Here is a 23,893-nt window from a genome sequence, read left to right as displayed (position 1 = left end):
AATCTTAGAATTATTGATTATTTATATATAAGTACCCTGCTTTCTCTTTCACTTTTTCGCCATTATTATATTTCAATATGTAGAAGTAAGTACCTGTAGGCAATTTTTCATTTCTATTAATTGTAGCACGTCCATCTGAATATCCCGCAAACATTACATTAGTTTCATTATATCCTTTTGCATCATAAACTTTTACACCCCATCTATTATAAATCTCTACTGTATTATCTGGGAAACTCTCTATTCCCTTAATACGAAAAGTATCATTCAAGCCATCACCATTTGGAGAAACAGCATTATATATAACTAAACCATCACTATCGATATCCTCAGTATTCTTAACCAATGCCATTGTAAACAAACCATAACCACTTACTCCGGTAACTTTTGAGGTTAATAAATTAGAATAAGCTTCATCATTGATAGTATTACTAAGTTCTCCACTTTCATTTACCCAAATGTTTTTTGTTTCATCCCAACGTACGATAGCCAATTTGGTACCTGGTTTTTGATCAAAAAATTGATATGGAGTGGTATCATGATCAAGTGTAAGACTTAAAACAATTTTTTCTGTACCTTGATTTTGTTTTACTTCCCAATATTCTTTATCATTAATTTCAAGAATTGTTGGATCTTTACTTTCATGAGAATGCTGTCCATCGAAATCAGAATTTTTATAAAAATATTGCGTTGTATAAATACTGTTTTCTCTTCCTGCGCGATGTTCTGAAGGCCTGTAGTATTTATCTGATCCTATAGGAAATTGAAACTGTGCAGTTCCTTTTTTTTGAACCTTTCCATCAACAAATGAGTGATCTCCAACTTTTTCATGTATAGCGTTTTCATTAAAAACCACTAAAGCACCTGGTAAATCAACTCCATTTACAATTCCATCAACAAATTCTGCTTTTTTATTAACCGAAATTTTAGTTCCTAAATAAAAAGGAGCATTTTCGAAAGCATTTTTAAATTGAACATTTTGAAAATCCGACTGATTTTTACCTTCAATAAACTGTCCTTCTAAACCATTAAAAAAAGTTTTTCCTCCACTAGTAACATTGGTAAAATTCACCACACCATCGTTGTTCCAGTTTTTAAAAATATAAACCTGACCATCATTTGTAAATACGCCAGAATCCGTGTTTTGGTAATCCTCATAAACAGAGAATATTGTTTCATCATTTACAATAACCTGTCCTTGATTTACAAACTGGGCATGACTCTTTTGAGAAATAAGTAAAACAACTAAAAAACAAAAACTATAAATCGATCTGTTTTTTAGAAAACGACTGATATCTCTTTGATTACTTACTTTATATAAAATATTATTTTTCATTTCTATTTTTTTTTGTGCAAAATCACATTACAAAATTATGGTGCAAAATTACCTCGCGATTAAAAGTCAGATAGCCTCTCAAAGTCTTTTGTCTAACACAATAAGATAAAAACACTTTTCACCTTAAGTTAGCTATCAAAATCAGATAGTAATGAAACTCTAAAATTCATAAACTTTAACATTTTTCATTTTACGCTGCAAAATTCTAACACAATAATCTCTATTTTTATCTATAAAAGTTTTTAGAATTTTATATTAAGATATTTATAATCAATAAATTAACTACTACGCAATCTTTTTACATCAATTTGATTATGAGTTATACATAAAAAAAGAGGGAGTTTATCTCCCTCTTTTTTTATGTATAATTACCCGAAAAATTATTTTACTTTTTTTGTTTTGTAGCAACTACAAATAAAATCAATAAGTAAATAACATCTTTAAAAACTGTTCTAAATTTTATGTAAAGGTATTAATGACAAATAATTAACATTACTTCTACAAATCTTATCTATATTAAAAATAAGTCAAAGCACAATAAAATAATTGAAGTCTACACGCTCTTTAAAACCAAAGAGCGTGTTACTTCTTTCTATATTTTAGAGATTATTTTGAATAATCAATCATTATATTATCACCTGCCATCAAGTTATAAGACCCATTTTTAGAAGCAGTATATGTTAGAGTGCTTCCGCTAACAGAAACTGCATCATTATCAATTCTAACACCATTGATATACAATTTCGCTTTAGATAAGGTCGAAGGCGTTCCTGATAATGCAAAAGCTGTTTGATTTGCAGATGCAGTAAATTCATCAATTTGCTGTACAGGGCCAATTGCATTTACAACATAAGGACTAGCATCAGTTCCGACCCCAGTTATACTGACATTTGTACCTGCTGTTGTTTTACCTCCAATTCCTGCTACACCTTGTGGACCTTGCGCTCCGGCAACTCCTTGGATACCTTGATCTCCTTTTTCTCCCTGGTCACCTTTTGCTCCGGCAACTCCTTGGATACCTTGATCTCCTTTTTCTCCCTGGTCTCCTTTTGCTCCGGCAACTCCTTGGATACCTTGATCTCCTTTTTCTCCCTGGTCTCCTTTTGCTCCGGCAACTCCTTGGATACCTTGATCTCCTTTTTCTCCCTGGTCTCCTTTTGCTCCGGCAACTCCTTGGATACCTTGATCTCCCTTTTCTCCCTGGTCTCCTTTTGCTCCGGCAACTCCTTGGATACCTTGATCTCCCTTTTCTCCCTGGTCACCTTTTGCTCCGGCAACTCCTTGGATACCTTGATCTCCCTTTTCTCCCTGGTCTCCTTTTGCTCCGGCAACTCCTTGGATACCTTGATCTCCTTTTTCTCCCTGGTCTCCTTTTGCTCCGGCAACTCCTTGGATACCTTGATCTCCTTTTTCTCCCTGGTCTCCTTTTGCTCCGGCAACTCCTTGGATACCTTGATCTCCCTTTTCTCCCTGGTCACCTTTTGCTCCGGCAACTCCTTGGATACCTTGATCTCCCTTTTCTCCCTGGTCTCCTTTTGCTCCGGCAACTCCTTGGATACCTTGATCTCCCTTTTCTCCCTGGTCACCTTTTGCTCCGGCAACTCCTTGGATACCTTGATCTCCTTTTGCTCCCTGGTCTCCTTTTGCTCCGGCAACTCCTTGGATACCTTGATCTCCTTTTGCTCCCTGGTCTCCTTTTGCTCCGGCAACTCCTTGGATACCTTGATCTCCTTTTTCTCCCTGGTCTCCTTTTGCTCCAGCAACTCCTTGGATACCTTGATCTCCTTTTTCTCCCTGGTCTCCTTTTGCTCCGGCAACTCCTTGGATACCTTGATCTCCTTTTTCTCCCTGGTCTCCTTTTGCTCCGGCAACTCCTTGGATACCTTGATCTCCTTTTTCTCCCTGGTCTCCTTTTGCTCCGGCAACTCCTTGGATACCTTGATCTCCTTTTTCTCCCTGGTCTCCTTTTGCTCCAGCTTCTCCTTTAAGACCAGCTAATTGCTCTGGCGTGAAATCAGTATATTTGAAATCTTTTCCGTCAACTCCATTGTTTCCATCAGCTCCTTTAAGACCTGCTAACTGCTCTGGGGTGAAATCGGTGTATTTAAAATCTTTTCCATCAACCCCATTTGTACCGTTAGTACCTGCAGCTCCGGTTTCTCCTTTAAGACCCGCTAACTGCTCTGGTGTGAAATCGGTGTATTTGAAATCTTTTCCATCAACTCCGTTCGTTCCAGCTGCCCCAGTTTCTCCTTTAAGACCCGCTAACTGCTCTGGTGTGAAATCTGTGTATTTGAAATCTTTCCCATCAACTCCGTTCGTTCCAGCTGCTCCAGTTTCTCCTTTAAGACCTGCTAACTGCTCTGGTGTGAAATCGGTGTATTTGAAATCTTTTCCATCAACTCCGTTCGTTCCAGCTGCTCCAGTTTCTCCTTTAAGACCCGCTAATTGCTCTGGTGTGAAATCTGTGTATTTGAAATCTTTCCCATCAACTCCGTTCGTTCCAGCTGCTCCAGTTTCTCCTTTAAGACCTGCTAACTGCTCTGGTGTGAAATCGGTGTATTTGAAATCTTTTCCATCAACTCCATTTGTTCCATTAGTTCCATCAGCCCCTTTAAGACCTGCTAACTGCTCTGGTGTGAAATCGGTGTATTTGAAATCTTTTCCATCAACTCCGTTCGTTCCAGCTGCCCCAGTTTCTCCTTTAAGACCCGCTAACTGCTCTGGTGTGAAATCTGTGTATTTGAAATCTTTCCCATCAACTCCGTTCGTTCCAGCTGCTCCAGTTTCTCCTTTAAGACCTGCTAACTGCTCTGGTGTGAAATCGGTGTATTTGAAATCTTTTCCATCAACTCCGTTCGTTCCAGCTGCTCCAGTTTCTCCTTTAAGACCCGCTAATTGCTCTGGTGTGAAATCTGTGTATTTGAAATCTTTTCCATCAACTCCATTTGTTCCATTAGTTCCATCAGCCCCTTTAAGACCTGCTAACTGCTCTGGTGTGAAATCTGTGTATTTGAAATCTTTCCCATCAACTCCGTTCGTTCCAGCTGCTCCAGTTTCTCCTTTAAGACCTGCTAATTGCTCTGGTGTAAAATCTGTGTATTTGAAATCTTTTCCATCAACTCCGTTCGTTCCAGCTGCTCCAGTTTCTCCTTTAAGACCTGCTAACTGCTCTGGAGTAAAATCTGTGTATTTGAAATCTTTTCCATCAACTCCGTTTGTTCCATTAGTTCCATCAGCCCCTTTAAGACCTGCTAACTGCTCTGGTGTGAAATCTGTGTATTTGAAATCTTTCCCATCAACTCCGTTCGTTCCAGCTGCTCCAGTTTCTCCTTTAAGACCAGCTAATTGCTCTGGTGTAAAATCTGTGTATTTGAAATCTTTCCCATCAACTCCGTTCGTTCCAGCTGCTCCAGTTTCTCCTTTAAGACCTGCTAACTGCTCTGGTGTGAAATCTGTGTATTTGAAATCTTTTCCATCAACTCCGTTTGTTCCATTAGTTCCATCAGCCCCTTTCAGACCTGCTAACTGCTCTGGTGTGAAATCTGTGTATTTGAAATCTTTCCCATCAACTCCGTTCGTTCCAGCTGCTCCAGTTTCTCCTTTAAGACCCGCTAACTGCTCTGGCGTGAAATCAGTATATTTGAAATCTTTTCCGTCAACTCCATTGTTTCCATCAGCTCCTTTAAGACCTGCTAACTGCTCTGGGGTGAAATCGGTGTATTTGAAATCTTTTCCATCAACTCCGTTTGTTCCATCAGCGCCTTTTACAACTCCTGCATTTGAAGTTGTACCGTCTGTATAAGTAATAATTAAATTTCCAGTACTTGGATCAATTATAGTAGAAGCAATACTTTTTCCGTCAACTCCGTTTGTTCCGTTAGTCCCAGCTTCTCCTTTAAGACCAGCTAATTGCTCTGGCGTGAAATCAGTATATTTGAAATCTTTTCCGTCAACTCCATTGTTTCCATCAGCTCCTTTAAGACCTGCTAACTGCTCTGGGGTGAAATCGGTGTATTTAAAATCTTTTCCATCAACCCCATTTGTACCGTTAGTACCTGCAGCTCCGGTTTCTCCTTTAAGACCCGCTAACTGCTCTGGTGTGAAATCTGTGTATTTGAAATCTTTCCCATCAACTCCGTTCGTTCCAGCTGCTCCAGTTTCTCCTTTAAGACCTGCTAACTGCTCTGGTGTGAAATCGGTGTATTTGAAATCTTTTCCATCAACTCCGTTCGTTCCAGCTGCTCCAGTTTCTCCTTTAAGACCCGCTAACTGCTCTGGTGTGAAATCGGTGTATTTGAAATCTTTTCCATCAACTCCGTTCGTTCCAGCTGCTCCAGTTTCTCCTTTAAGACCCGCTAACTGCTCTGGGGTGAAATCAGTGTATTTGAAATCTTTCCCATCAACTCCATTTGTACCGTTAGTACCTGCAGCTCCAGTTTCTCCTTTAAGACCTGCTAATTGCTCTGGTGTAAAATCTGTGTATTTGAAATCTTTTCCATCAACTCCGTTCATTCCAGTTGCTCCAGTTTCTCCTTTAAGACCTGCTAACTGCTCTGGTGTGAAATCGGTGTATTTGAAATCTTTTCCATCAACTCCGTTCGTTCCAGCTGCTCCAGTTTCTCCTTTAAGACCTGCTAACTGCTCTGGGGTGAAATCGGTGTATTTGAAATCTTTTCCATCAACTCCGTTCATTCCAGCTGCTCCAGTTTCTCCTTTAAGACCTGCTAACTGCTCTGGGGTGAAATCGGTGTATTTGAAATCTTTTCCATCAACTCCGTTTGTTCCATTAGTCCCAGTTTCTCCTTTAAGGCCTGCTAACTGTTCTGGAGTAAAATCAGTGTATTTGAAATCTTTTCCATCAACTCCGTTTGTTCCATCAGCGCCTTTTACAACTCCTGCATTTGAAGTTGTACCGTCTGTATAAGTAATAATTAAATTTCCAGTACTTGGATCAACTGAAGTAGAAGCGATACTCTTTCCATCAACTCCATCTTTTCCATTGCTTCCGTCAGCTCCTTTTACAACTCCTGCATTTGAAGTTGTACCGTCTGTATAAGTTATAATGAGATTTCCGGTAGTTGGATCGACTAAAGTAGAAGCAACGCTTTTTCCATCAACTCCATTTGTTCCATTAGTACCGTCAGCTCCTTTTACAACTCCTGCATTTGAGGATGTTCCATCTGTATAAGTAATAATCAAATTTCCAGTGGTTGGATCAACCGAAGTGGAAGCAATGCTTTTTCCATCAACTCCATCTTTTCCGTTTGTTCCATCAGCGCCTTTTACAACTCCTGCATTTGAAGTTGTACCGTCTGTATAAGTAATAATTAAATTTCCAGTACTTGGATCAATTATAGTAGAAGCAATACTTTTTCCGTCAACTCCGTTTGTTCCGTTAGTCCCAGCTTCTCCTTTAAGACCGGCTAATTGCTCTGGAGTGAAATCGGTATATTTGAAATCTTTTCCATCTACTCCATTTGTTCCATTAGCTCCATCAGCACCTTTTACACCTCCTGCATTTGAAGTTGTACCGTCTGTATAAGTAATAATTAAATTTCCAGTAGTTGAATCAATTACAGTAGTAGCAATACTTTTTCCGTCAACTCCGTTTGTTCCATTTTTTCCATCAGCTCCTTTTACAGTACCTGCATTTTCAGTTGTTCCGTCGCTGTATGTAATAATCAAATTTCCATTTACAGGATCTACAACTGCAGAAGTAATACTTCTTCCATCTTTACCTGTTCCTGAACCATCTTCACCAGAAACCGCAATTCTTCTCCATTTATCAACATACCAATAGTAGTATCCTGGTTTAATATCCGCAATTGTTGCCGTATTAAAAACTAATAAACTATTTACATAAGGCTGTTGATTAGGGTCATCGCTTTTCATAACAGTAGTAACATCTTTACTACTTGTCAAACTAACCCTAGGTATTAAAATACCTTTCTTAAAAGGATCAGTATCCTTTGCAGTTACCTCTAACTGAGCAGATGCATTTGGTTTTATTGTTCCAACACCAACCTGTGAATAAGCTGAATAGGATCCTAAAACAACAAACAAAGGGAGTAATCTATTTTTCATAACATTTAATTATTATGTGTTTACTTTTTTTCTTAAGTCTTTAGAATTCAAACATCTAAATTTGAAGGTGCAAAGTTCTTTTGAAAATAGATTTATTTCTACCTGCAAAAGTTTTAAAACTTATAGATTAGGGTATATATGGTTTTTATCTTCTAAACCACTTATTATCAATAATTAAAATAATATAAAAGAGAAAAGAACATCTTTATCACTTATCAGAAAAACCATTCTAGATATGCTTTTGGAATAAATAAACTTATAAGGCCCTTGATTAAAAAAATCTTGGTGAGATTATTCTATATTTAGTTCTGCCAGACAAGTCAAAACGAAGAAAAATTTCATGAGAGCCACCATTATAATTTCCAATATTAGTTACATCATAATCGTAAGCATATCCTATATTAAGACTTTGGCTGATTTGAAACCCAGCCATTCCACTTACTACTGCATCCCATCTATAGGCTATTCCGAGTGTTAATTTATCCATAAAAAGAAAACTAGCAGAAACATCTACGGCAAGGGGTGCGCCGTTTACTGCCTTAACCATTGTAGCCGGTTTAAACTGAATATTTTCATTCAATTTAAAAACGTATCCGCCTATCACATAAAAATGCATTTTTTGTGATGCAACTGATATTTTAACATCATCATAAAATTTAGTTTCTAAGATTTGAGGAATAGACAAACCAAAATACCATTTATCAGAATGAAAGTAAACACCTGCACCTATATTAGGGGAAACCTCACTCAGAACTCCTGTAAAGTATGGATCGTCAGGGTCATAAACATTTAGTTTATTGAAGTCAACTTGCAAGAAATCAATTGATCCACTAACACCTAAAGACATTGTGATTGATTCTGAAAGTTGTATGGGGCGTGAATAACCAATTGAAAATATGGTTTCTGTAGAAGGTCCAATCTGTTCATTAATAATAGACAGCCCAACACCTTGCCCATTTTGTGCGATAGGACTCTGAATTGAAAAATTTGCCGTTTCAGGAGCACCTTCTAATCCTACCCATTGTGCTCTATAGAGCCCGAATACACTTGGCACACCGCGTGTTCCTATGTAGCCCGGATTAATGCTCATCGTATTGTACATATACTGTGTATACTGCGATTGCTGTTGGGCAAAACATGGAAAAAAACATAACGAAATCAAAATTAGAAGTATTTTTTGATTCATAATTGCTGTTTAGAATTATCTGAAAAGTGCCCCGTCTTTGTCCATTAAGCACTTTTAAATGGATCAGAAGCTTTATAATAACACAACAATAGGTTTTATTACAATGGGGTCTGCATATACAACAAATATAAAAGCCATAAATAGTAAAATTTAGGCCTTAAAAAAATCACCCATCAAATGACTTTGAAGGCATCTTTTGATTATTCGAAACTAAAATGAAAATAAAGGCAATTAATAATGAAACAAATATGTGAGATACTTGTTTCATGAAGATATAAACTCATAGGGCTTATAATAGAATACATCCAACTGCTTTAAAAAAAGCAGTTAATTTAGGAGCAGATAGAAATATACAATTCAGAATAAAAATCCGAACATCTATCAAAATTACTGAAAATCAATAAATTACAAAGGATAATTTATTGATTTTTACAAAAAAGAAGAACGGAATATTATTTTATTCCTTTTTGAAGTGTAATGAGAGAGGAATCTTTTAAAGTTTTAATCTGATTTATTACAATTTGCGCAATTTTATTTGCACCCAATAAAGAGAGATGGGTATCATCATTTTTATCATCCTTATAATAAGGAACTTCTCCAGCTTTAAAATGCAAATGGAGCAATTTTGATTTTTCTGGGCCATATGATTGTTCCAACAGTTCTGTATAATATTCTAAATCTATGAAAGGTACTTTATATTCTTGAGCAACCAATCGAGTTTCTAATGGGTAATCACCGTGTGTAGGTACCAAAACACCTTTCTCGTTAAAATTACGTCTGGCAATTGATGTCAATAAAATTGGGGTCGCTCCTTTTTCCCTACTTTCATTAATAAATTTAATTAAGTTATATCGATAAGCAGTATGCGGATTTGTGTAGCGAGTGGAATCTTCAATTTTTTCATCGTTATGTCCAAATTCTATAAAAACATAATCTCCTTTTTTAAGTTTTTTATAAATAGAATCCCAGCGTTTTTCGTTAATAAAACTTTTAGAGCTTCGACCGTTTACTGCTTTATTTACAACTTTGATATCATCCTTAAAAAAAGATTGCAGAACCTGAGCCCAGCCATGTTCTGGATTACGATCTGGATCTTTTTTATTTGCCATTGTTGAATCGCCAATGCAATAAAGCGTTGATTTTTGTCCAAAACTTACCGATGTGATTAGGAATGCTATAAGAAGATATTTTTTCATTTTTGTTATTTTTAATTATCGCCAGCATGTGAGGATTTCAGTACCTTAGAATCTTAACGTCTTTAAAACTTATTTTGCTGCCGTTGGCACTGTTGCTTTTTTTCCAATGAAAACATCTGTCATTAAAACATTTTCAGCGTTTTCGTTTGATAATGCATTTTTAGCTGATTTAATTTCGATATTCTTTAAAGATATGTTTCTAATTTTTTTATTTGGAAATCCCTGAATTACGATTCCGCTTTCTGATGCTTTATTACAAGTAATATCAGAGAAATGCACATTTGAAATATCCGATTGAAAACCGCTTCCTTCTCCATGATAATTGGCTGTTATATAAAGACAATCTTCTACTTCATCCAACTGAATATTTCGAACGAAAACATTTTTGATAAAACCTCCTCTGTCTGCATTTGTCTTCAAGTAAATACCTCTTTTTAAATAACCAATCGTTTTGCAATTCTCTACAAATACATTTTGAACTCCAGCCGACATTTCACTGCCTATCACAACACCGTGAAGTCCTTTAAAGTTACAGTTCCTGATTATAATATTTTCGCTTGGTGTTGCTGCATTTGCACGCCCTTCATGATCTCTACCTGCTTTGACAGCTACATTATCATCACCGTTATTAAAAGTTACATTTTCAATTAAAATATTTTTAGAATATTCCGGGTCAATACCGTCGTTATTATAATTTAAGGATTTATAACTTATTCCACGAATTGTAATACTTTGCGACTTTAACAAGTGTAGGCACCAAAATGGGGAATTCTCAATTCTGATATTTTCAACTAATACATTTTTGCAATTAAAAAATTGAATCATTTGCGGACGCAAAAAGTAGCCTTCACCAAACTCTCTATCATTTAATGCGACATTATTATGATTCATTTCACGACTTCTATTTTTGCCTACTTCTTCTTTTGCTTTATAACTTTTCCAAATATTTCCTCCTTCACCATCAATAGTTCCTTCGCCTGTAATTGCAATATTTGAACATTCATAAGCATAAATAAGCGGACTATAATTATACAACATTGTACCCTCCCAACTTGTTAAAACCATTGGAAGATAATCTTTCGGGTTATCACTGAATTTTATTTTTGCCCCTTTTTCTATTTTAAGATTAACATTGCTGACAAAATGAATTGGGCCGTTAATTTTATAAATTCCTTTTGGTACAATAATAGTTCCACCATTATTCTTTTTGCATAATGACATTGCTTTATCAAAAAAAGATTTATTGTTTGTAACTGAATCTCCTTTTGCTCCAAGTTTTAGGACATTAATCTGATAATACGGAATAACTGGCAACTGAATTCTTTTCACAATCGAATCTACTTTTGTAGATGGAAATTCGCTGTTTTGAGCAAAGGAAAATGTTGAAATCAGGAAAAAAACAAGGTATTTTAACTTCATCGCAATTGTATTTTAAATTGGATTTTTATTTTGAATACCAATTTGGCATATCATCTTTCAAAATATTTTCCAATGTATATCTGTCAACTTCATTTTTATTTAATTGATGCGCCCAGGGAACTCTTTTTGTTGGCTGAAATCCTTCACCACTACAATTGTATTCGGCATAAAAAGCTTTTTTTTCAGCTTCAGGTTTTGACCAATTTTCCCAACCTTCTGGCTTAATATGTCTACCCAGTTCACAATTCAAGAAAACAGTTTTAGCATAAATACGCCAAGGTCTTCCTAAATAAACCGCATCTGCAGATGGTTCAGCAGTTAATTTGCAATTTTTAAAAACAAACCCGAAAGGAGTTCCTTCAGGCGTTGAAGCGGCAGTTATATAGGAATTTTTTATGCTGTGAATTTCACAATTTTCAAAAAAGGCAGTTGCACTTCCAAAAATAAAATCTGTTGTGCCCTCGATATAACAATTTACAAAATATTGATTTGCTTGTTTTCCCGATAAATATAAAGTATCCTGATTTCCAAGAATATTGCAGTTTGAAATTTTGGCACGATTGGCAACAACTGATAAAGCAATTCCTTGGCCATTATCACCGGAAGCATTTTTAATCGTAAGATTTGATGCAGAAAAATCATCTCCTTCTACCAAAACAGTATAAGTATAAAAAGTGCTGTTACGTCCTAAGTTGATTTTCGAAAAATTATCATCAAAAGTAATAATGGTTTTTTCTTTGCTTTCACCTTGCAGCATCACATTTGTATTCCACTCAGGAATTCGGACTTTTTCATTATAAATTCCGTTTTTTACCGCAATGGTTACTCTTTCATAAGGAAAGGCCGGACAAGCATAAACGGCATCCTGAATTTTAGTAAAATCTCCTGAACCATCTTGTGCTACGGTAATCAGTGTAACATTTTTTTTATCTGCCGAAAAAACTTTTGTTCCGTTTTTAATTGCCCAAGCAGGATATTTTTTTAGTACTTCTTTTGGTGCGTCAGAATACCAGGAATAGCCATTTCTCCTTTCAGAACCAATTTGATCTAACGATTTTTTCCTGATTCCGTCGCGATCGCAAAAGAACGGTTCATTAGTTTCTAAATCCATAAATCTTGCCCAAATTGGCCCAGCATTTGTGGCTGGAATCATCTTTTTATCTATAATTTTTCCTTCGTCGTTTAAAATTCTCTTTTCTTCTAAATTTGTGATTTTTGTCTTTTCAAACCAAGCTACAGCGCTTTTTACTGCGGTAACAATTTCTCTTGAAGGCTTTTCAATTGACATTAAAAGTAATACTATTTTTGTAGATTCATAGCCGCTTAATGAAGCTAATTCAAATGCTCTTGCATTTGCAGGAGCAAGAGTAATCTCATCATGCTGTGCGCACCAAGCCGTTAAAACACCATTTTGTTTGTATTGTGTTTTCAAAATACAGTCAATTCCTTTATCAAATGCTTTTTTGCATTTTTCAATAATTTCTTTTGATGGTTTAATGCTATAAAAATCAGTTTCTTCACTAATTTGTTTCATAACATTCAAAATGTTTACCATCGAATCATCATTGTAAGTAATATGGGTATAATATCCTTTTTTTAATGGATAAAACTGAGGCCAGCCGCCGTTTGCATATTGTGCTTCTAATAAATAATTTATTCCTTTTAAAAATGATTCTTTATAACGTTCATCTTTTATCTGAGCATACATTCTGGACATAAAAAGCATTTCCTGACACGTAGCACCATTATCAGTTGTGGTTTCTACAGCTGTTTTTTTAAGAGCAATTAAATCTTTTTTCTGAGCTGGAGAAAGTTCATTCTGCATCTGAATATTTTTTGGCCATCCGCCAATATTTCTCTGATAAAGCAAAACGTTTTCGGCAATTTTTTTTGCCTCCTCTGAACCAAACCAAGATGATTCATTTTTACGAATAATATCAGGCCAGTTTTTAAACGTATTTTGAGCATTTAGCGCAATGCTAAAACCTAACACAAAAAGTACCGCTATTTTTTTTAGTTGAATCATTTTAATCTGTTTTAACTCTTATTATTTATTTTCAACGCCGAAATATTGATTTTTGAAGAACAAAAAATTCCAAAAAACATTTTAAATATATTTTAAGAAATCTTTTTCTTACAAAATATATTCTGGTATTACTTTTTTTAGTTTCTTTCTTAAAAACAATTTATGTAGGTCATTTTTTTGAAAATTCGAAAAAAATGCATTTTAACACTTTTTTATTTTGTTACTCGAAACCAATCGACCGCAACATTTCCTGAATCATTTGTAATTTTTTCACTCAAGGCAAAAAGACCAACTTTAGCGCCAATCCATTTTCCTTCTTTTGAAATAAAATCATTTCCTATTGCTTGATATTTTTTATCATCCAAACTATAATAAAAACTGCAGATTCCTCCTTTTTTAATTTTGACTCTCAAATAAATTGTATTGTTCGGAATCAAAACTGGATTTGTTTCCGTCTCCTCAATTTTCTTATCAAAAGTTCCTGTTTTCTGATTCAAATACAATTTACCATTATCATTTTTTAAATTCAAATAACTGTAATCTAATCCCATAATGATCAAACCGGTTGTTTCGCCATTTAATCTTGTGTTGAAAGTTATTTTTGTCTTTGCGGTGAATTCTTCCGCAGGGAATTTTTGAAGAAGCAAATTTGGCGCTTCAAAAATTTTCTTACTGTCTTTAATTGTTGGAACACAGTACAAACTTAAATAACCTAAACTTGTTGGAAAACCCCAATTATTTTGAGCATTTGCCTGCCATTGCCATTGCAAGCCTAATTTTGGCAAATTAAACTCATCTGATTCTGCTGGAGTTTCAATAGGATATTTTTTTCCTACATTCGGTTTTTTAAAAGTCGTTACGGGTTCGCCAATTCCATTTTTATCAAAATCCTGCCCCATAACTGGCCAATCATTTTCCCATTTCATTGGCTGTAAATGAACTATTCTCCCGTAAGCACCTTTATCCTGAAAATGTATAAACCAATCTTCACCGGTTTGCGTCTGCACCCATGCTCCTTGATGTGGACCGTTTATATTGGTTTTGCCTTGTTCTAAAACTTTTTTCTTCTCATACGGGCCAAAAACATTTTTTGATCTTAAAACCGTCTGCCAACCTGTAGAAACTCCTCCTGCTGGCGCAAAAATGTAATAATAATTGTTTCGCTTATAAAACTTTGGGCCTTCAATTGTTCCTTCTCCATCATGACCGTCAATCACCATGACTTCATCATTGTTTGTAGCTGTTCCTTCGGCATTCATGCTGCAAACTACGAGCAAACTTTTAATTTTTGCACGGCTTCCGGCAAAAGCATGAACTAAATAAACTTTGCCGTCGTCATCCCACAGCGGACTCGGATCTATAAGTCCTGTTCCGGCTTTAACTAAAACCGGTTCTGACCAAGGGCCTTCTGCTTTTTGGGCCTTAATCATGTAAATTCCGAAATCTGGATCAGGGTAATAAATATAAAATTCATTGTTATGAAAATTTATGCTTGGCGCCCAAACACCGTTTCCATGCTGTACTTTATCAAAAGTTTCTGTTGGCGTTTGTTTGATAAGCGCATGCCCAATAATTTTCCAGTTTACCAAATCTTTAGAATGTAAAATTGGCAATCCGGGAATACAATTGAACGACGATGCCGTCATATAAAAATCATCTCCTGCCCTTACTACATCTGGATCTGAATAATCAGCATGAATTATTGGGTTTGTATAAGTTCCGTCTCCATTGTCAGGTATCCAAACCTGCGAAAAATTTTGCTGCGCAGACATGGCCGATAATAAAAGAAAGAGGAATTTTATATTTTTCATTTTTAATATGATTTTTTGATGCATCTTTTGAATTCAAAAACTTTCTTTTGAAACCGAAAGCCCTAGCCCCGATAGAGCCGGTATCCTTTTTGTTCCGCGATAGCGGGACAAAAAGATATAGGCGAAAGCGGGAAACAGCTCCTTATTATTAAAAAACTGATTGTTTTGTATTATCTATTTAACTCTAAAGCTGCTAAAATAAATGGTCCGGTTGCTTTTGGATCATTCTCTTTCTTTTTCTCTTTCACGTAATATTCATAAGAACCATCTCTGTAAGGGGTTCCTCCCAAACCAGCAACCTGGCAAGCCTGAGTCAAAGTAATACCACCATCGGCATCAACTTTTATTAATTTTGTAGTTAATCCGTCGAAAGCTTTATTGGCGATTTTTTTAAATTTTGCTGGCAAATAACCTTTATTTGCTCCCTTTGCAAAAGCATAAGCAAACATTGAAGATCCAGAAGCTTCAAGATAATTTCCTTCTTTATTTCCTTTATCAGTCACTTGATACCATAAACCAGATTTATCCTGAAATTTTGCGATACTTGCTGAAGCATTATTAAGATATCCAACTAATTCTTTGTGTTTTGGATGCTCTTTTGGGAAATAATCTAAAACATCAACAAGTGCCATAACGTACCATCCTAAAGCTCTTGACCAAAAGTTTGGAGAGTTTCCAGTGTCTTTGTTTGCCCATGGCATTTTTTTGCTTGAATCCCAGCCGTGGTATAATAATCCTGTTTTTAGATCTGTAGCGTGAAGCTGTATTTCTTCGAATTGTTTTGCAACATCATCTAAATATTTTCCGTTCTCAAAAGTAACCGTATATTGTGCATAAAATGGTTCACCCATATATAAACCATCAAGCCACATTTGGTTTGGATAAATGTTTTTATGCCAAAATCCGCCTTCTGGTGTTCTTGGTTGTTCTGATAATTGTTTGCGAAGAAGTTGCATCGCTTTTAAATATTTTTCTTCTTTTGTTGTTTCATAAATATTAAAAAGCAGACGGCCAGAAACAACCATGTCAATATTATATTTATCTAATTCATACGACTTAATCGTTCCGTCATTTTGAACTAATGCATCAACATATCCTTTTACATAAATTGGATATCTTGGATCTGGATTTTTTTTATAAAGTTCTTCAAAACCATGCAAAACCAAACCGTGTACATAATCCCATTTCGGCGCTTTTGAATCATCAATCATATATGCTTCTGGATGGCGCTTCATCAAAGTCAAAGCCATTTTATCTGACCATTTTGCGTTTTTTGAAATCACAATATCTTTGGCAATTGTTTCTTGCGAAATTGCTTTAGAGCTTGTAAAAAGCATAAAACAAGCCATTGCTGTCGAGGCTAAATATTTAAGTTTTCTATTATTTTCCATTTTAAAATATATTTTAATTTTTGCTATCATTCGTTTTATTATTATTTAAATATTTTGTCTAAAAATGGTATTGTATAATTCATCATCTCATCAAACCAAGGCTGAAAAAACCAAAATGAATGTGGAGAATCTTTAATAGTTTTTACTTCATTATAAATGTTATTCTGATTTAGAATCGCAATCATATCATCTCTTCCGGCATGAAATCTATCAAAACTGCTGTTTATGAAAAGAACTGGAGGCGTATTTTTATCTGTATGAGTTAGAGCTGAAGCGTTTTTCCAGTTTTCAGGATTTTCTTCATAAGTTCCTTTTAACCAAAACGATGCCATTTCTCCTTCTTGAGATTCTGGATGCTTAAAAGCCAGAATTCCATCAACATTAATAATGGCATTTACTTTTGAAGAAGATTTACTTTTAAAAACTGAATCTTCAAAAGCTGTATTGTTGTTTGTTGTACCAATCAAAGCCGCCATTTGACCGCCTGAAGAACATCCTAAAACTGCTATCTTATTGGGATCAACATGGAATTTTTTCGCATTATCTTTTATGAACTTTATGGCATTTTTTACATCATAAACCGCATCTGGATATTTTGCTTCTAAAGATAATCTGTACTCAACCGGAAAACATGAATATCCTTTTGCTGCAATTTCCTGCGCCATAATTTGCATTTGACTTTTATTTCCAGATCTCCAACCACCGCCATGTATCATAATTACAGCCGGATTTGCTTTTTTTGAAGTATTAAAATAAGCATCTAAATGCAAAGCTCTTTTCTCTATTTGATTATAAACAAGATCATTAATCCTGCTAACCTTTTGATCCTTTTTTTCAGTCGCGATTGTGATAAAAGGATACTTTTTAATCAATTTATTGTAAGTACTTTTAACCGTATATGAAGTATCTATACTGTATTGGCTCTGAGCCGTCACAGCATTTAAAAGCAGTAATAAAAACAATATTTTCTTTTTCATTTCTAAGCTTCTATTTTTTTAGTTAAGAAAGGAGTTCGGTACTTGACCAAACTCCTTTTTTAACAACTTCAAAAAACAACTTTCGAAAAAATTATCAAATCATTACTAACCAAGATTTTCGAAAAATAAAAAAACAAAACTGCTTTTTATTTCATTTGATAATTATTGAAAGTTTACAAATTGGTTTGGTTATAAAGTATAATTAAGTGGTTTAATTTTTAATGGATTCCATTTTTTTTCCGTTGATGTAGGTATTTATAAAATTTACCTTTTTCACATTTTTCAGAGAATAAACAGAATCTACTTTTGCGATTGTAACATCTTTAAATGTTATGTTTTCAATTGGAGATTCTTTGTAGCCATCGGCCAAAATCCCAAATTTTCCGCCATTTTTAACCTTGACATTTTCAAGGCTTATATTTTTAATTGCTGGAATATAATTCCCAACTTGACTGCCGTATATATCATAAAACATTGTCACTCTCAAAACACATTCTTTTACAGTCCCAACTTCAATATTTCTAACATAAATATCTTCTGTCGTTCCACCGCGTTTCGAATTTGTTTTGATTCTTATGGCACGATCCAATTCCGGACTATCCATCACACAATTTTCAACATAGACATTGTTTACTCCAGCTGTAATTTCGCTTCCCATAACAACTCCGCCATGACCATCAATCATTTTACAATTTTGAACAATAATATTTTTACTCGGAATTCCAACTCGTCTTCCATCTGCATCTCTACCCGATTTAATTGCTATGCAATCATCACCAGTATTGAAAGTGCAGTTTTTAATAATTACATTTTGAGAATATTCAGGATCACAGCCGTCGTTATTCGGTCCATGGCTGTTTACTGTAACGCCATCAATAATTACATTATTCGATTTTAGCGGATGCAAAATCCAAAATGGAGCATTAACGACGGTGATATCTTTTACTAAAACTGTATTGCATTCGAAAAACTCAATAAAATTTGGGCGCAAATAATGTCCTTCGCCAAAAACACGTTCTGCAACCGGAACATTTTTTTCAGCCATTTCAACCAAATTATCACGATTCAATGGATCATGCTGCGATGGCTGTCCTTTGTCCCAACCATATCTTTTACTTCCACACCAAGGCCACCAATTAGTATTGTTAGCCTGACCGTTCAAGGTTCCTTTTCCTGTTATGGCAACATTGGTTTTATTTTTTGCATAAATCAGCGGTGAATGATTCATTAATTCTGTTCCTTCCCACGAAGTATGAATCAAAGGATAATCTTTGGGATTTGTACTAAAAAGAATTTCTGCCTGATCTTCTAAATGCAAATTCACATTGCTTTCTAAATGAATTGGCCCAGTTAAGTATTTTCCGTTTGGAACTACAACTCTTCCACCTCCATTTGCTGAGCATTCTTTAATTGCTTTTTCAAATGCAAGCGTATTCATCGTTTTTCCGTCTGCAACAGCTCCAAAATCGTCAATATTATAAGTCTTATTTGTAAAGTGCGTTTCCGGTATACTTTTTATAATTAATTCCATCTTTTTCCATGGATCAGTTTCAGAAACGGCTGAAACTTGTTTTCCGCATGATAGCAAAAACAAAGAAAATACTCCAAGAAAGGAGATTGTTTTTAACGGTATATTCTTATTTGTAATCATTTACGCAGTAATTTATAATTTAAGCCAGCAAATAGCCATGTATTATGTAATCGATTACACGAAAGTATAAAATTTGTTTCTACAGAACAAATTTATTTAGAAATAATTTATATATTTAATTTTTATTTGCAAATATAATTACAGTTATGCTAAAAAAAAGCATAATTTTTTATCATTGTAGTGCTGCAAACGTTTTAGTTATTAATTATGTAATCGATAACAAAAAATATTGAGATATATAAAAAAAATGTATTTTTGTCTTAAATTAATTCTGAAAACCTTTTTGAATGAGCGAAAAAATAACGATTTATGATATTGCCAAGAAATTGAATATCACTGCTGCCACTGTTTCCAGAGCTTTAAATAATAATCCAAAAATAAAGGAAAGCACAAGGGAACTGGTTATTAAAACCGCTGCATCAATGAACTATAAGCAAAACAAACTTGCTTTAGCATTAAAAAGCGGAAGAAGCAATAATATCGGTGTTATTGTTCCTCGTATTGACAGCAACTTTTTCGCATCTGTCATTAGAGGAATTGAAGAAGAACTTCATCCACATGGTTATCAGGTTATCATTTGCCAGACGCACGAAAGTCCAAAAAGGGAAAATGAAAATCTTTATACTTTAATCGATGCACAAGTTGATGGTATTATGATGTCGGTTACTGATGTTACCGATGAAAACGACGGTGCTTTTCATTATGTTTTAGAAAAAAATGTACCATTAATCTTTTTTGACCGAAGCAAACATATAGATGGTGTAAGTTCTGTCACTATTAATGATTTTAAAGGAGGATATGTTGCCACCAAACATTTAATAAATGAAGGATGCCGTGCAATTGCACATTTTTCAGGAGATCAGTCTCTTGAGATTTTTAAAAACAGGTTTTTAGGCTATAAGCAAGCCTTATTAGACAATGGCATGACTTTTAAAGAAGAATATGTAATTCATACAAAGAGTAGTGTTGATGCCGGAAAAGAAGCAATTGATACTTTATTAGCGTTAGACACTCCTCCCGATGCTTTATTTTCTGCCAGTGATTTTGCTGCTTTGGGAGCGATTCAAGAGCTTAAAGAAAGAAATATCAGCATTCCTAAAGAGTTTTGTGTTGCGGGTTTCAGTAACGAACCTTTTACTAAGTTTATGGAATTATCGATTACTTCTGTTGATCAATCGCCTCTTGAAATGGGTAAAATGTCAGCCCGAGTTTTCTTAGAACAAGTAGACAAAACAGAGACAATCAAAATTGAGAAAAAGGTAGTTCTTGCTCCGGAATTGCATATTCGCAAGTCTTCTTCAAGAAGCAATTCTTAATTTTTTTTATACCATATAAGTTATATAACTACAGTTTAGTTATATAACTACAGTTTAGTTATATAACTACAGTTTAGCAAAAAAGCAGTTCTAAAAGAACTGCTTTTTTGTTGTCATTTCGACTGAAGGGAGAAATCACACTAGAAAATCGACAAAGATTGGCGACAATGCAAATGGAGTTTCTAGTGTGATTTCTCCCTTCGGTCGAAATGACAAAAAAAAGAGACGCACTGCTGTGCGTCTCTACATGTATGTGTCTTTTTTTTATCTTATAAAGAAACTCCTCTTTTCCAAGGAATAAATACATCTTGTTTCAACTGGTCTGCTTTTGTTTCCACATTTCCGCTCGCCAATTCTATAATGTAATCTACTATTTCTGCTCCAACCTCGGTAATGGTTTTTTCACCAGTAATCACCGTTCCGGCATTTACATCGATAATATCAGACATTCTATTAATTAATGCCGTGTTCGAAGAAATTTTTACAACGGGTGCAATCGGATTTCCCATCGGATTTCCTAAACCTGTGGTAAATAAAACAACTGTTGCGCCCGATCCAACCAATCCTGTGGTACATTCTGCGTCATTTCCTGGCGTATTTAAAAGATTTAATCCTGGTTTTGAAATATATTCTCCGTAATCTAAAACATCTACAACAGGTGAAGTTCCACCTTTTTTAGCTGCACCAGCAGATTTCATTGCATCTGTAATTAATCCGTCTTTGATGTTTCCCGGAGATGGATTCATATCAAACCCTGAACCTGCATCTACAACTGATTTTTCAAAAGCTTTCATTAGAGTTAAAAACTTATCTGCTTTTTCTTCGTCCACACATCTATTCATCAATTCTTGCTCAACGCCACATAATTCTGGAAACTCTGCCAAAATTGTTTTCCCTCCCAAAGCTGCAAAAATATCTGAAACAACTCCTAATGCCGGATTAGCAGAAATTCCTGAAAATCCATCAGACCCTCCACATTCTAAACCAATACTTAGCTTTGAAAGAGGAGCAGGTTTGCGTTCAATTTTGTTGGCTCTTTTAATGGCTTCATAAGAATCTTTAATCACCATTTGAAACATTTGATCAGTAGTTCCAATTTGTTGTTGCTCATAGATCAAAATTTCTTTATCACTATTCGGACTCATTTCTTTCAATGCCTTTTTAAAAATATCAACTTGCAAATTTTGGCAACCTAAACTTAAAACAGTTGCACCTGCAACATTTGGGTTGTTCACATATCCTGCAAGCAGTTTTGCCAACAATTCTGAATCTTGTCGAATCCCTCCACAACCACCTTGATGATTGATGAATTTTACTTCGACATTATCTAAAAGATTTTCATTTAAATTTTTATTCGAAACTTCTTCTACGCTTTTTTCTTCAATTAAAGAGCGTAACAAATTTTTATAAGAAACTTCTTTTTTGGGCATTAATTCGTTTTCAAAAATATCTTTCAGTTTTTCGATATTTTTGTTTTCGCAAAAAACCAATGGAAAAAACAACCAAACGTTTTTGGTTCCAACCTGTCCATCAGTACGGTGGTATCCGTTGAAAGTTTTGTCTTTCCAACGATCTACATTTGGTGGAGTCCAACCTAAATTTCCGTTTTTACCAAAAACTTTTTCACTTTGATGTTTAACATTTTCGGTGGTAATTACTTCTCCTTTTTTTATAGGTCTAGCAGCTTTTCCAACCAAAACGCCGTACATTATAATATCATCACCAATTGCAAAATCTTTCTCAGTGATTTTATGTTTTGCTTTAACATCAGTTGTTGGCGAGACAGTGGATCCTTCAAACATAATTTGTTCGTTTTGTACCAAATCGGTTAAAGCGACAATTACGTTATCTGCCGGGTTGACTTTTATTAATTTTTTTTGAGTTGCCATAACTATTGTATGTAATTCTTAATTTAATTGTTTTTGAAAATTGATGAAGCCTTGCTCCACACCATTTGCATCAATTTCTTCTAAAGCTTTTGCAATCGATTCGGTAAGAGAAGGAATTTCAGTCAAATCTTCATCCCAGAAATTTTTATTTTGCAAAGTCAATCTCGCTATTTTATTATAATCATCTGATGTCCAAAGTCCGTTAAAGAACGAAACAATATCCTCACTGTCTTGAACTGGCAAGCTTTCACCTTTCCAAGTACCTTTATAAAAACGAATTAAACACGCAAATGCAAAAGTTAAATGAGCAGGCAATTTATGATGAACATCAACATAACCCGTTAAACTTGGTAATACACGAACTTTAAATTTAGAAATAGAATTTAAAGCAATTGAAGATAATAAATGCTTAATAAATGGGTTTCTGAAACGATCTAATATTTCTTCAGAAAAACTAGCTAGTTCTTCTTTATCCATGTTTAAAGTTTCATTAATTTCATCAAAAACTGCTTTGTTTACAAACTTGCCTGTAAAGGCATTATCAACAGTTTCTTTTACAGTTTCATTTCCGTAAAGCAATGAAAACGGCACCATTGCAGTATGTGCACCATTCAAAATTCTAACTTTACGCGTACGGTACGGCTGCATATCAGCCACAATTTTTACATCTAAATCTGTTTTTTCAAACGGAAGTTTTGCTTTTAATTTATCATCACCTTCAATTACCCATAAAAAGAAACTTTCAGCACTTACAATCAAATCATCTTTATAAAGAAGCTGACTGTTGTATTCTTCGATTTGGTCTTTTGGATACCCCGGAACAATTCTGTCAACTAAAGTATTATGAAAAGAACAATCGTTAGTTAGCCATGATTTAAAATCTTCTCCAAGATTCCAATCATTGCTATATTTCAAAACAATTTCCTTTAAAGTATCTGAATTATAATTAATTAATTCACAAGGAATAATTGTCAAAGCCTTAGATTTATCACCATTGAAATGTTTAAATCTTTCATGCAAAAGTACAGTTAATTTTGCAGGAAAAGAAACTGGAGGTTGCATAGATGGTTTATCAGACTCGATATATTCGATTCCAGCTTCAGTAGTATTAGAGATAATAAATTCTAATTCTTCTTCTTTGGCTAAAGCCAAAAATTCCTGAAAAGAAGCATAAGGATCAACCGCTTTTACAATATTAGTAATTAATTCTTTTTCCTGAATTTCCTCACCTTTTTTAACGCCTTTCATGAATAAAGTATACAGACCATCCTGATCATTAATCATGTTCACTAATCCTCTGTCAATAGGCTGTACAACTGCAATTCCAGCATTGAAATCTGCTTTTTTGTTTAATTCCTGAAAAGCATATTCTACAAAAGCTCTCAAGAAATTTCCTTCTCCAAACTGCACTATTTTTATCGGAAGTCTATGTGAAAACTCCGTATTTGATCTGTTAATTTTTTCCATTATAAATTCATTTGAGCGTTATAAATAACCATTCAATACCTTATTCATTTTTTCTCGGCTCTATATTGTAAAAGAAACATTACACCTGAAAGAGTAAAATAAATCCTGCTGTGAGGAGTGACAAGATTTATTTTGCAAGCG

At 34.7% G+C, this 23,893-nt stretch carries 13 protein-coding genes; 1 reads left to right on the top strand and 12 read right to left on the bottom strand.

The genetic code is table 11. The features are described from left to right. Nucleotides 1-10: 10 nt before the first annotated feature. From ACNFIH_RS21645 to ACNFIH_RS21600, 10 genes are all read right to left on the bottom strand, one after another. Complete coding sequence (locus ACNFIH_RS21645) at nt 11-1,336, bottom strand: gliding motility-associated C-terminal domain-containing protein (RefSeq protein WP_426484744.1); 1,326 nt, start codon at nt 1,334-1,336, stop codon at nt 11-13. Nucleotides 1,337-1,942: 606 nt separating this feature from the next. After that, entirely contained in the window at nt 1,943-7,423 is a 5,481-nt protein-coding gene (locus ACNFIH_RS21640; RefSeq protein ID WP_426484743.1) for a hypothetical protein, read from the bottom strand. Between the two features lie 271 nt (nt 7,424-7,694). Beyond that, the gene (locus tag ACNFIH_RS21635) at nt 7,695-8,609 is read right to left on the bottom strand and encodes a PorP/SprF family type IX secretion system membrane protein (protein WP_426484742.1); all 915 of its coding nucleotides are present in this window, start codon (nt 8,607-8,609) and stop codon (nt 7,695-7,697) included. A 452-nt stretch (nt 8,610-9,061) separates the two neighbouring features. After that, complete coding sequence (locus ACNFIH_RS21630; protein WP_426484741.1) at nt 9,062-9,805, bottom strand: rhamnogalacturonan acetylesterase; 744 nt, start codon at nt 9,803-9,805, stop codon at nt 9,062-9,064. Nucleotides 9,806-9,874: 69 nt separating this feature from the next. Beyond that, entirely contained in the window at nt 9,875-11,224 is a 1,350-nt protein-coding gene (locus ACNFIH_RS21625; protein ID WP_426484740.1) for a glycoside hydrolase family 28 protein, read from the bottom strand. A 25-nt stretch (nt 11,225-11,249) separates the two neighbouring features. Then, nucleotides 11,250-13,250: a pectate lyase gene (gene pelA / locus ACNFIH_RS21620; protein ID WP_426484739.1), complete on the bottom strand. Its 2,001-nt coding sequence runs from the start codon at nt 13,248-13,250 to the stop codon at nt 11,250-11,252. Nucleotides 13,251-13,462: 212 nt separating this feature from the next. Beyond that, on the bottom strand, nt 13,463-15,061 hold the full coding sequence (locus ACNFIH_RS21615; RefSeq protein ID WP_426484738.1) for a glycoside hydrolase family 43 protein: 1,599 nt from the start codon (nt 15,059-15,061) through the stop codon (nt 13,463-13,465). A 170-nt stretch (nt 15,062-15,231) separates the two neighbouring features. After that, a complete protein-coding gene (locus ACNFIH_RS21610; RefSeq protein WP_426484737.1) occupies nt 15,232-16,452 on the bottom strand; it encodes a glycoside hydrolase family 88/105 protein in 1,221 nt (406 codons plus the stop codon). Between the two features lie 41 nt (nt 16,453-16,493). Continuing rightward, the gene (locus ACNFIH_RS21605) at nt 16,494-17,429 is read right to left on the bottom strand and encodes an alpha/beta hydrolase fold domain-containing protein (RefSeq protein WP_426484736.1); all 936 of its coding nucleotides are present in this window, start codon (nt 17,427-17,429) and stop codon (nt 16,494-16,496) included. Between the two features lie 211 nt (nt 17,430-17,640). Further along, nucleotides 17,641-19,080 (bottom strand): glycoside hydrolase family 28 protein, encoded by a 1,440-nt coding sequence (locus ACNFIH_RS21600; RefSeq protein ID WP_426484735.1) that lies wholly within the window; start codon nt 19,078-19,080, stop codon nt 17,641-17,643. 287 nt (nt 19,081-19,367) lie between these two features. Between ACNFIH_RS21600 and ACNFIH_RS21595 the strand changes: the two genes are divergently transcribed. Beyond that, nucleotides 19,368-20,396 carry a LacI family DNA-binding transcriptional regulator gene (locus tag ACNFIH_RS21595; protein ID WP_426484734.1) on the top strand — a complete coding sequence of 343 codons (1,029 nt, stop codon included), beginning with the start codon at nt 19,368-19,370 and terminating at the stop codon, nt 20,394-20,396. Nucleotides 20,397-20,665: 269 nt separating this feature from the next. On the opposite strand, the gene ACNFIH_RS21590 is transcribed toward ACNFIH_RS21595, so the two are convergent. Both ACNFIH_RS21590 and ACNFIH_RS21585 read right to left on the bottom strand, forming a co-directional pair. Next, a complete protein-coding gene (locus tag ACNFIH_RS21590; RefSeq protein ID WP_426484733.1) occupies nt 20,666-22,285 on the bottom strand; it encodes a UxaA family hydrolase in 1,620 nt (539 codons plus the stop codon). Between the two features lie 18 nt (nt 22,286-22,303). Then, on the bottom strand, nt 22,304-23,752 hold the full coding sequence (locus ACNFIH_RS21585) for a tagaturonate reductase (protein WP_426484732.1): 1,449 nt from the start codon (nt 23,750-23,752) through the stop codon (nt 22,304-22,306). Nucleotides 23,753-23,893 lie beyond the last annotated feature (141 nt).

It is taken from the genome of Flavobacterium sp. 2 (assembly GCF_049949195.1).
In the GTDB taxonomy this organism is placed as follows: Bacteria; Bacteroidota; Bacteroidia; order Flavobacteriales; family Flavobacteriaceae; genus Flavobacterium.
Note: the sequence above shows the minus strand (reverse complement) of the source record. Positions and strands in the feature narration are given on the sequence as shown.

Bases quoted from the DNA above. Each gene is read 5' to 3' on its own strand.
- ACNFIH_RS21645 (WP_426484744.1), bottom strand. From the start codon at position 1,336: ATGAAAAATAATATTTTATATAAAGTAAGTAATCAAAGAGATATCAGT.
- ACNFIH_RS21640 (WP_426484743.1), bottom strand. From the start codon at position 7,423: ATGAAAAATAGATTACTCCCTTTGTTTGTTGTTTTAGGATCCTATTCA.
- ACNFIH_RS21635 (WP_426484742.1), bottom strand. From the start codon at position 8,609: ATGAATCAAAAAATACTTCTAATTTTGATTTCGTTATGTTTTTTTCCA.
- ACNFIH_RS21630 (WP_426484741.1), bottom strand. From the start codon at position 9,805: ATGAAAAAATATCTTCTTATAGCATTCCTAATCACATCGGTAAGTTTT.
- ACNFIH_RS21625 (WP_426484740.1), bottom strand. From the start codon at position 11,224: ATGAAGTTAAAATACCTTGTTTTTTTCCTGATTTCAACATTTTCCTTT.
- pelA (WP_426484739.1), bottom strand. From the start codon at position 13,250: ATGATTCAACTAAAAAAAATAGCGGTACTTTTTGTGTTAGGTTTTAGC.
- ACNFIH_RS21615 (WP_426484738.1), bottom strand. From the start codon at position 15,061: ATGAAAAATATAAAATTCCTCTTTCTTTTATTATCGGCCATGTCTGCG.
- ACNFIH_RS21610 (WP_426484737.1), bottom strand. From the start codon at position 16,452: ATGGAAAATAATAGAAAACTTAAATATTTAGCCTCGACAGCAATGGCT.
- ACNFIH_RS21605 (WP_426484736.1), bottom strand. From the start codon at position 17,429: ATGAAAAAGAAAATATTGTTTTTATTACTGCTTTTAAATGCTGTGACG.
- ACNFIH_RS21600 (WP_426484735.1), bottom strand. From the start codon at position 19,080: ATGATTACAAATAAGAATATACCGTTAAAAACAATCTCCTTTCTTGGA.
- ACNFIH_RS21595 (WP_426484734.1), top strand. From the start codon at position 19,368: ATGAGCGAAAAAATAACGATTTATGATATTGCCAAGAAATTGAATATC.
- ACNFIH_RS21590 (WP_426484733.1), bottom strand. From the start codon at position 22,285: ATGGCAACTCAAAAAAAATTAATAAAAGTCAACCCGGCAGATAACGTA.
- ACNFIH_RS21585 (WP_426484732.1), bottom strand. From the start codon at position 23,752: ATGGAAAAAATTAACAGATCAAATACGGAGTTTTCACATAGACTTCCG.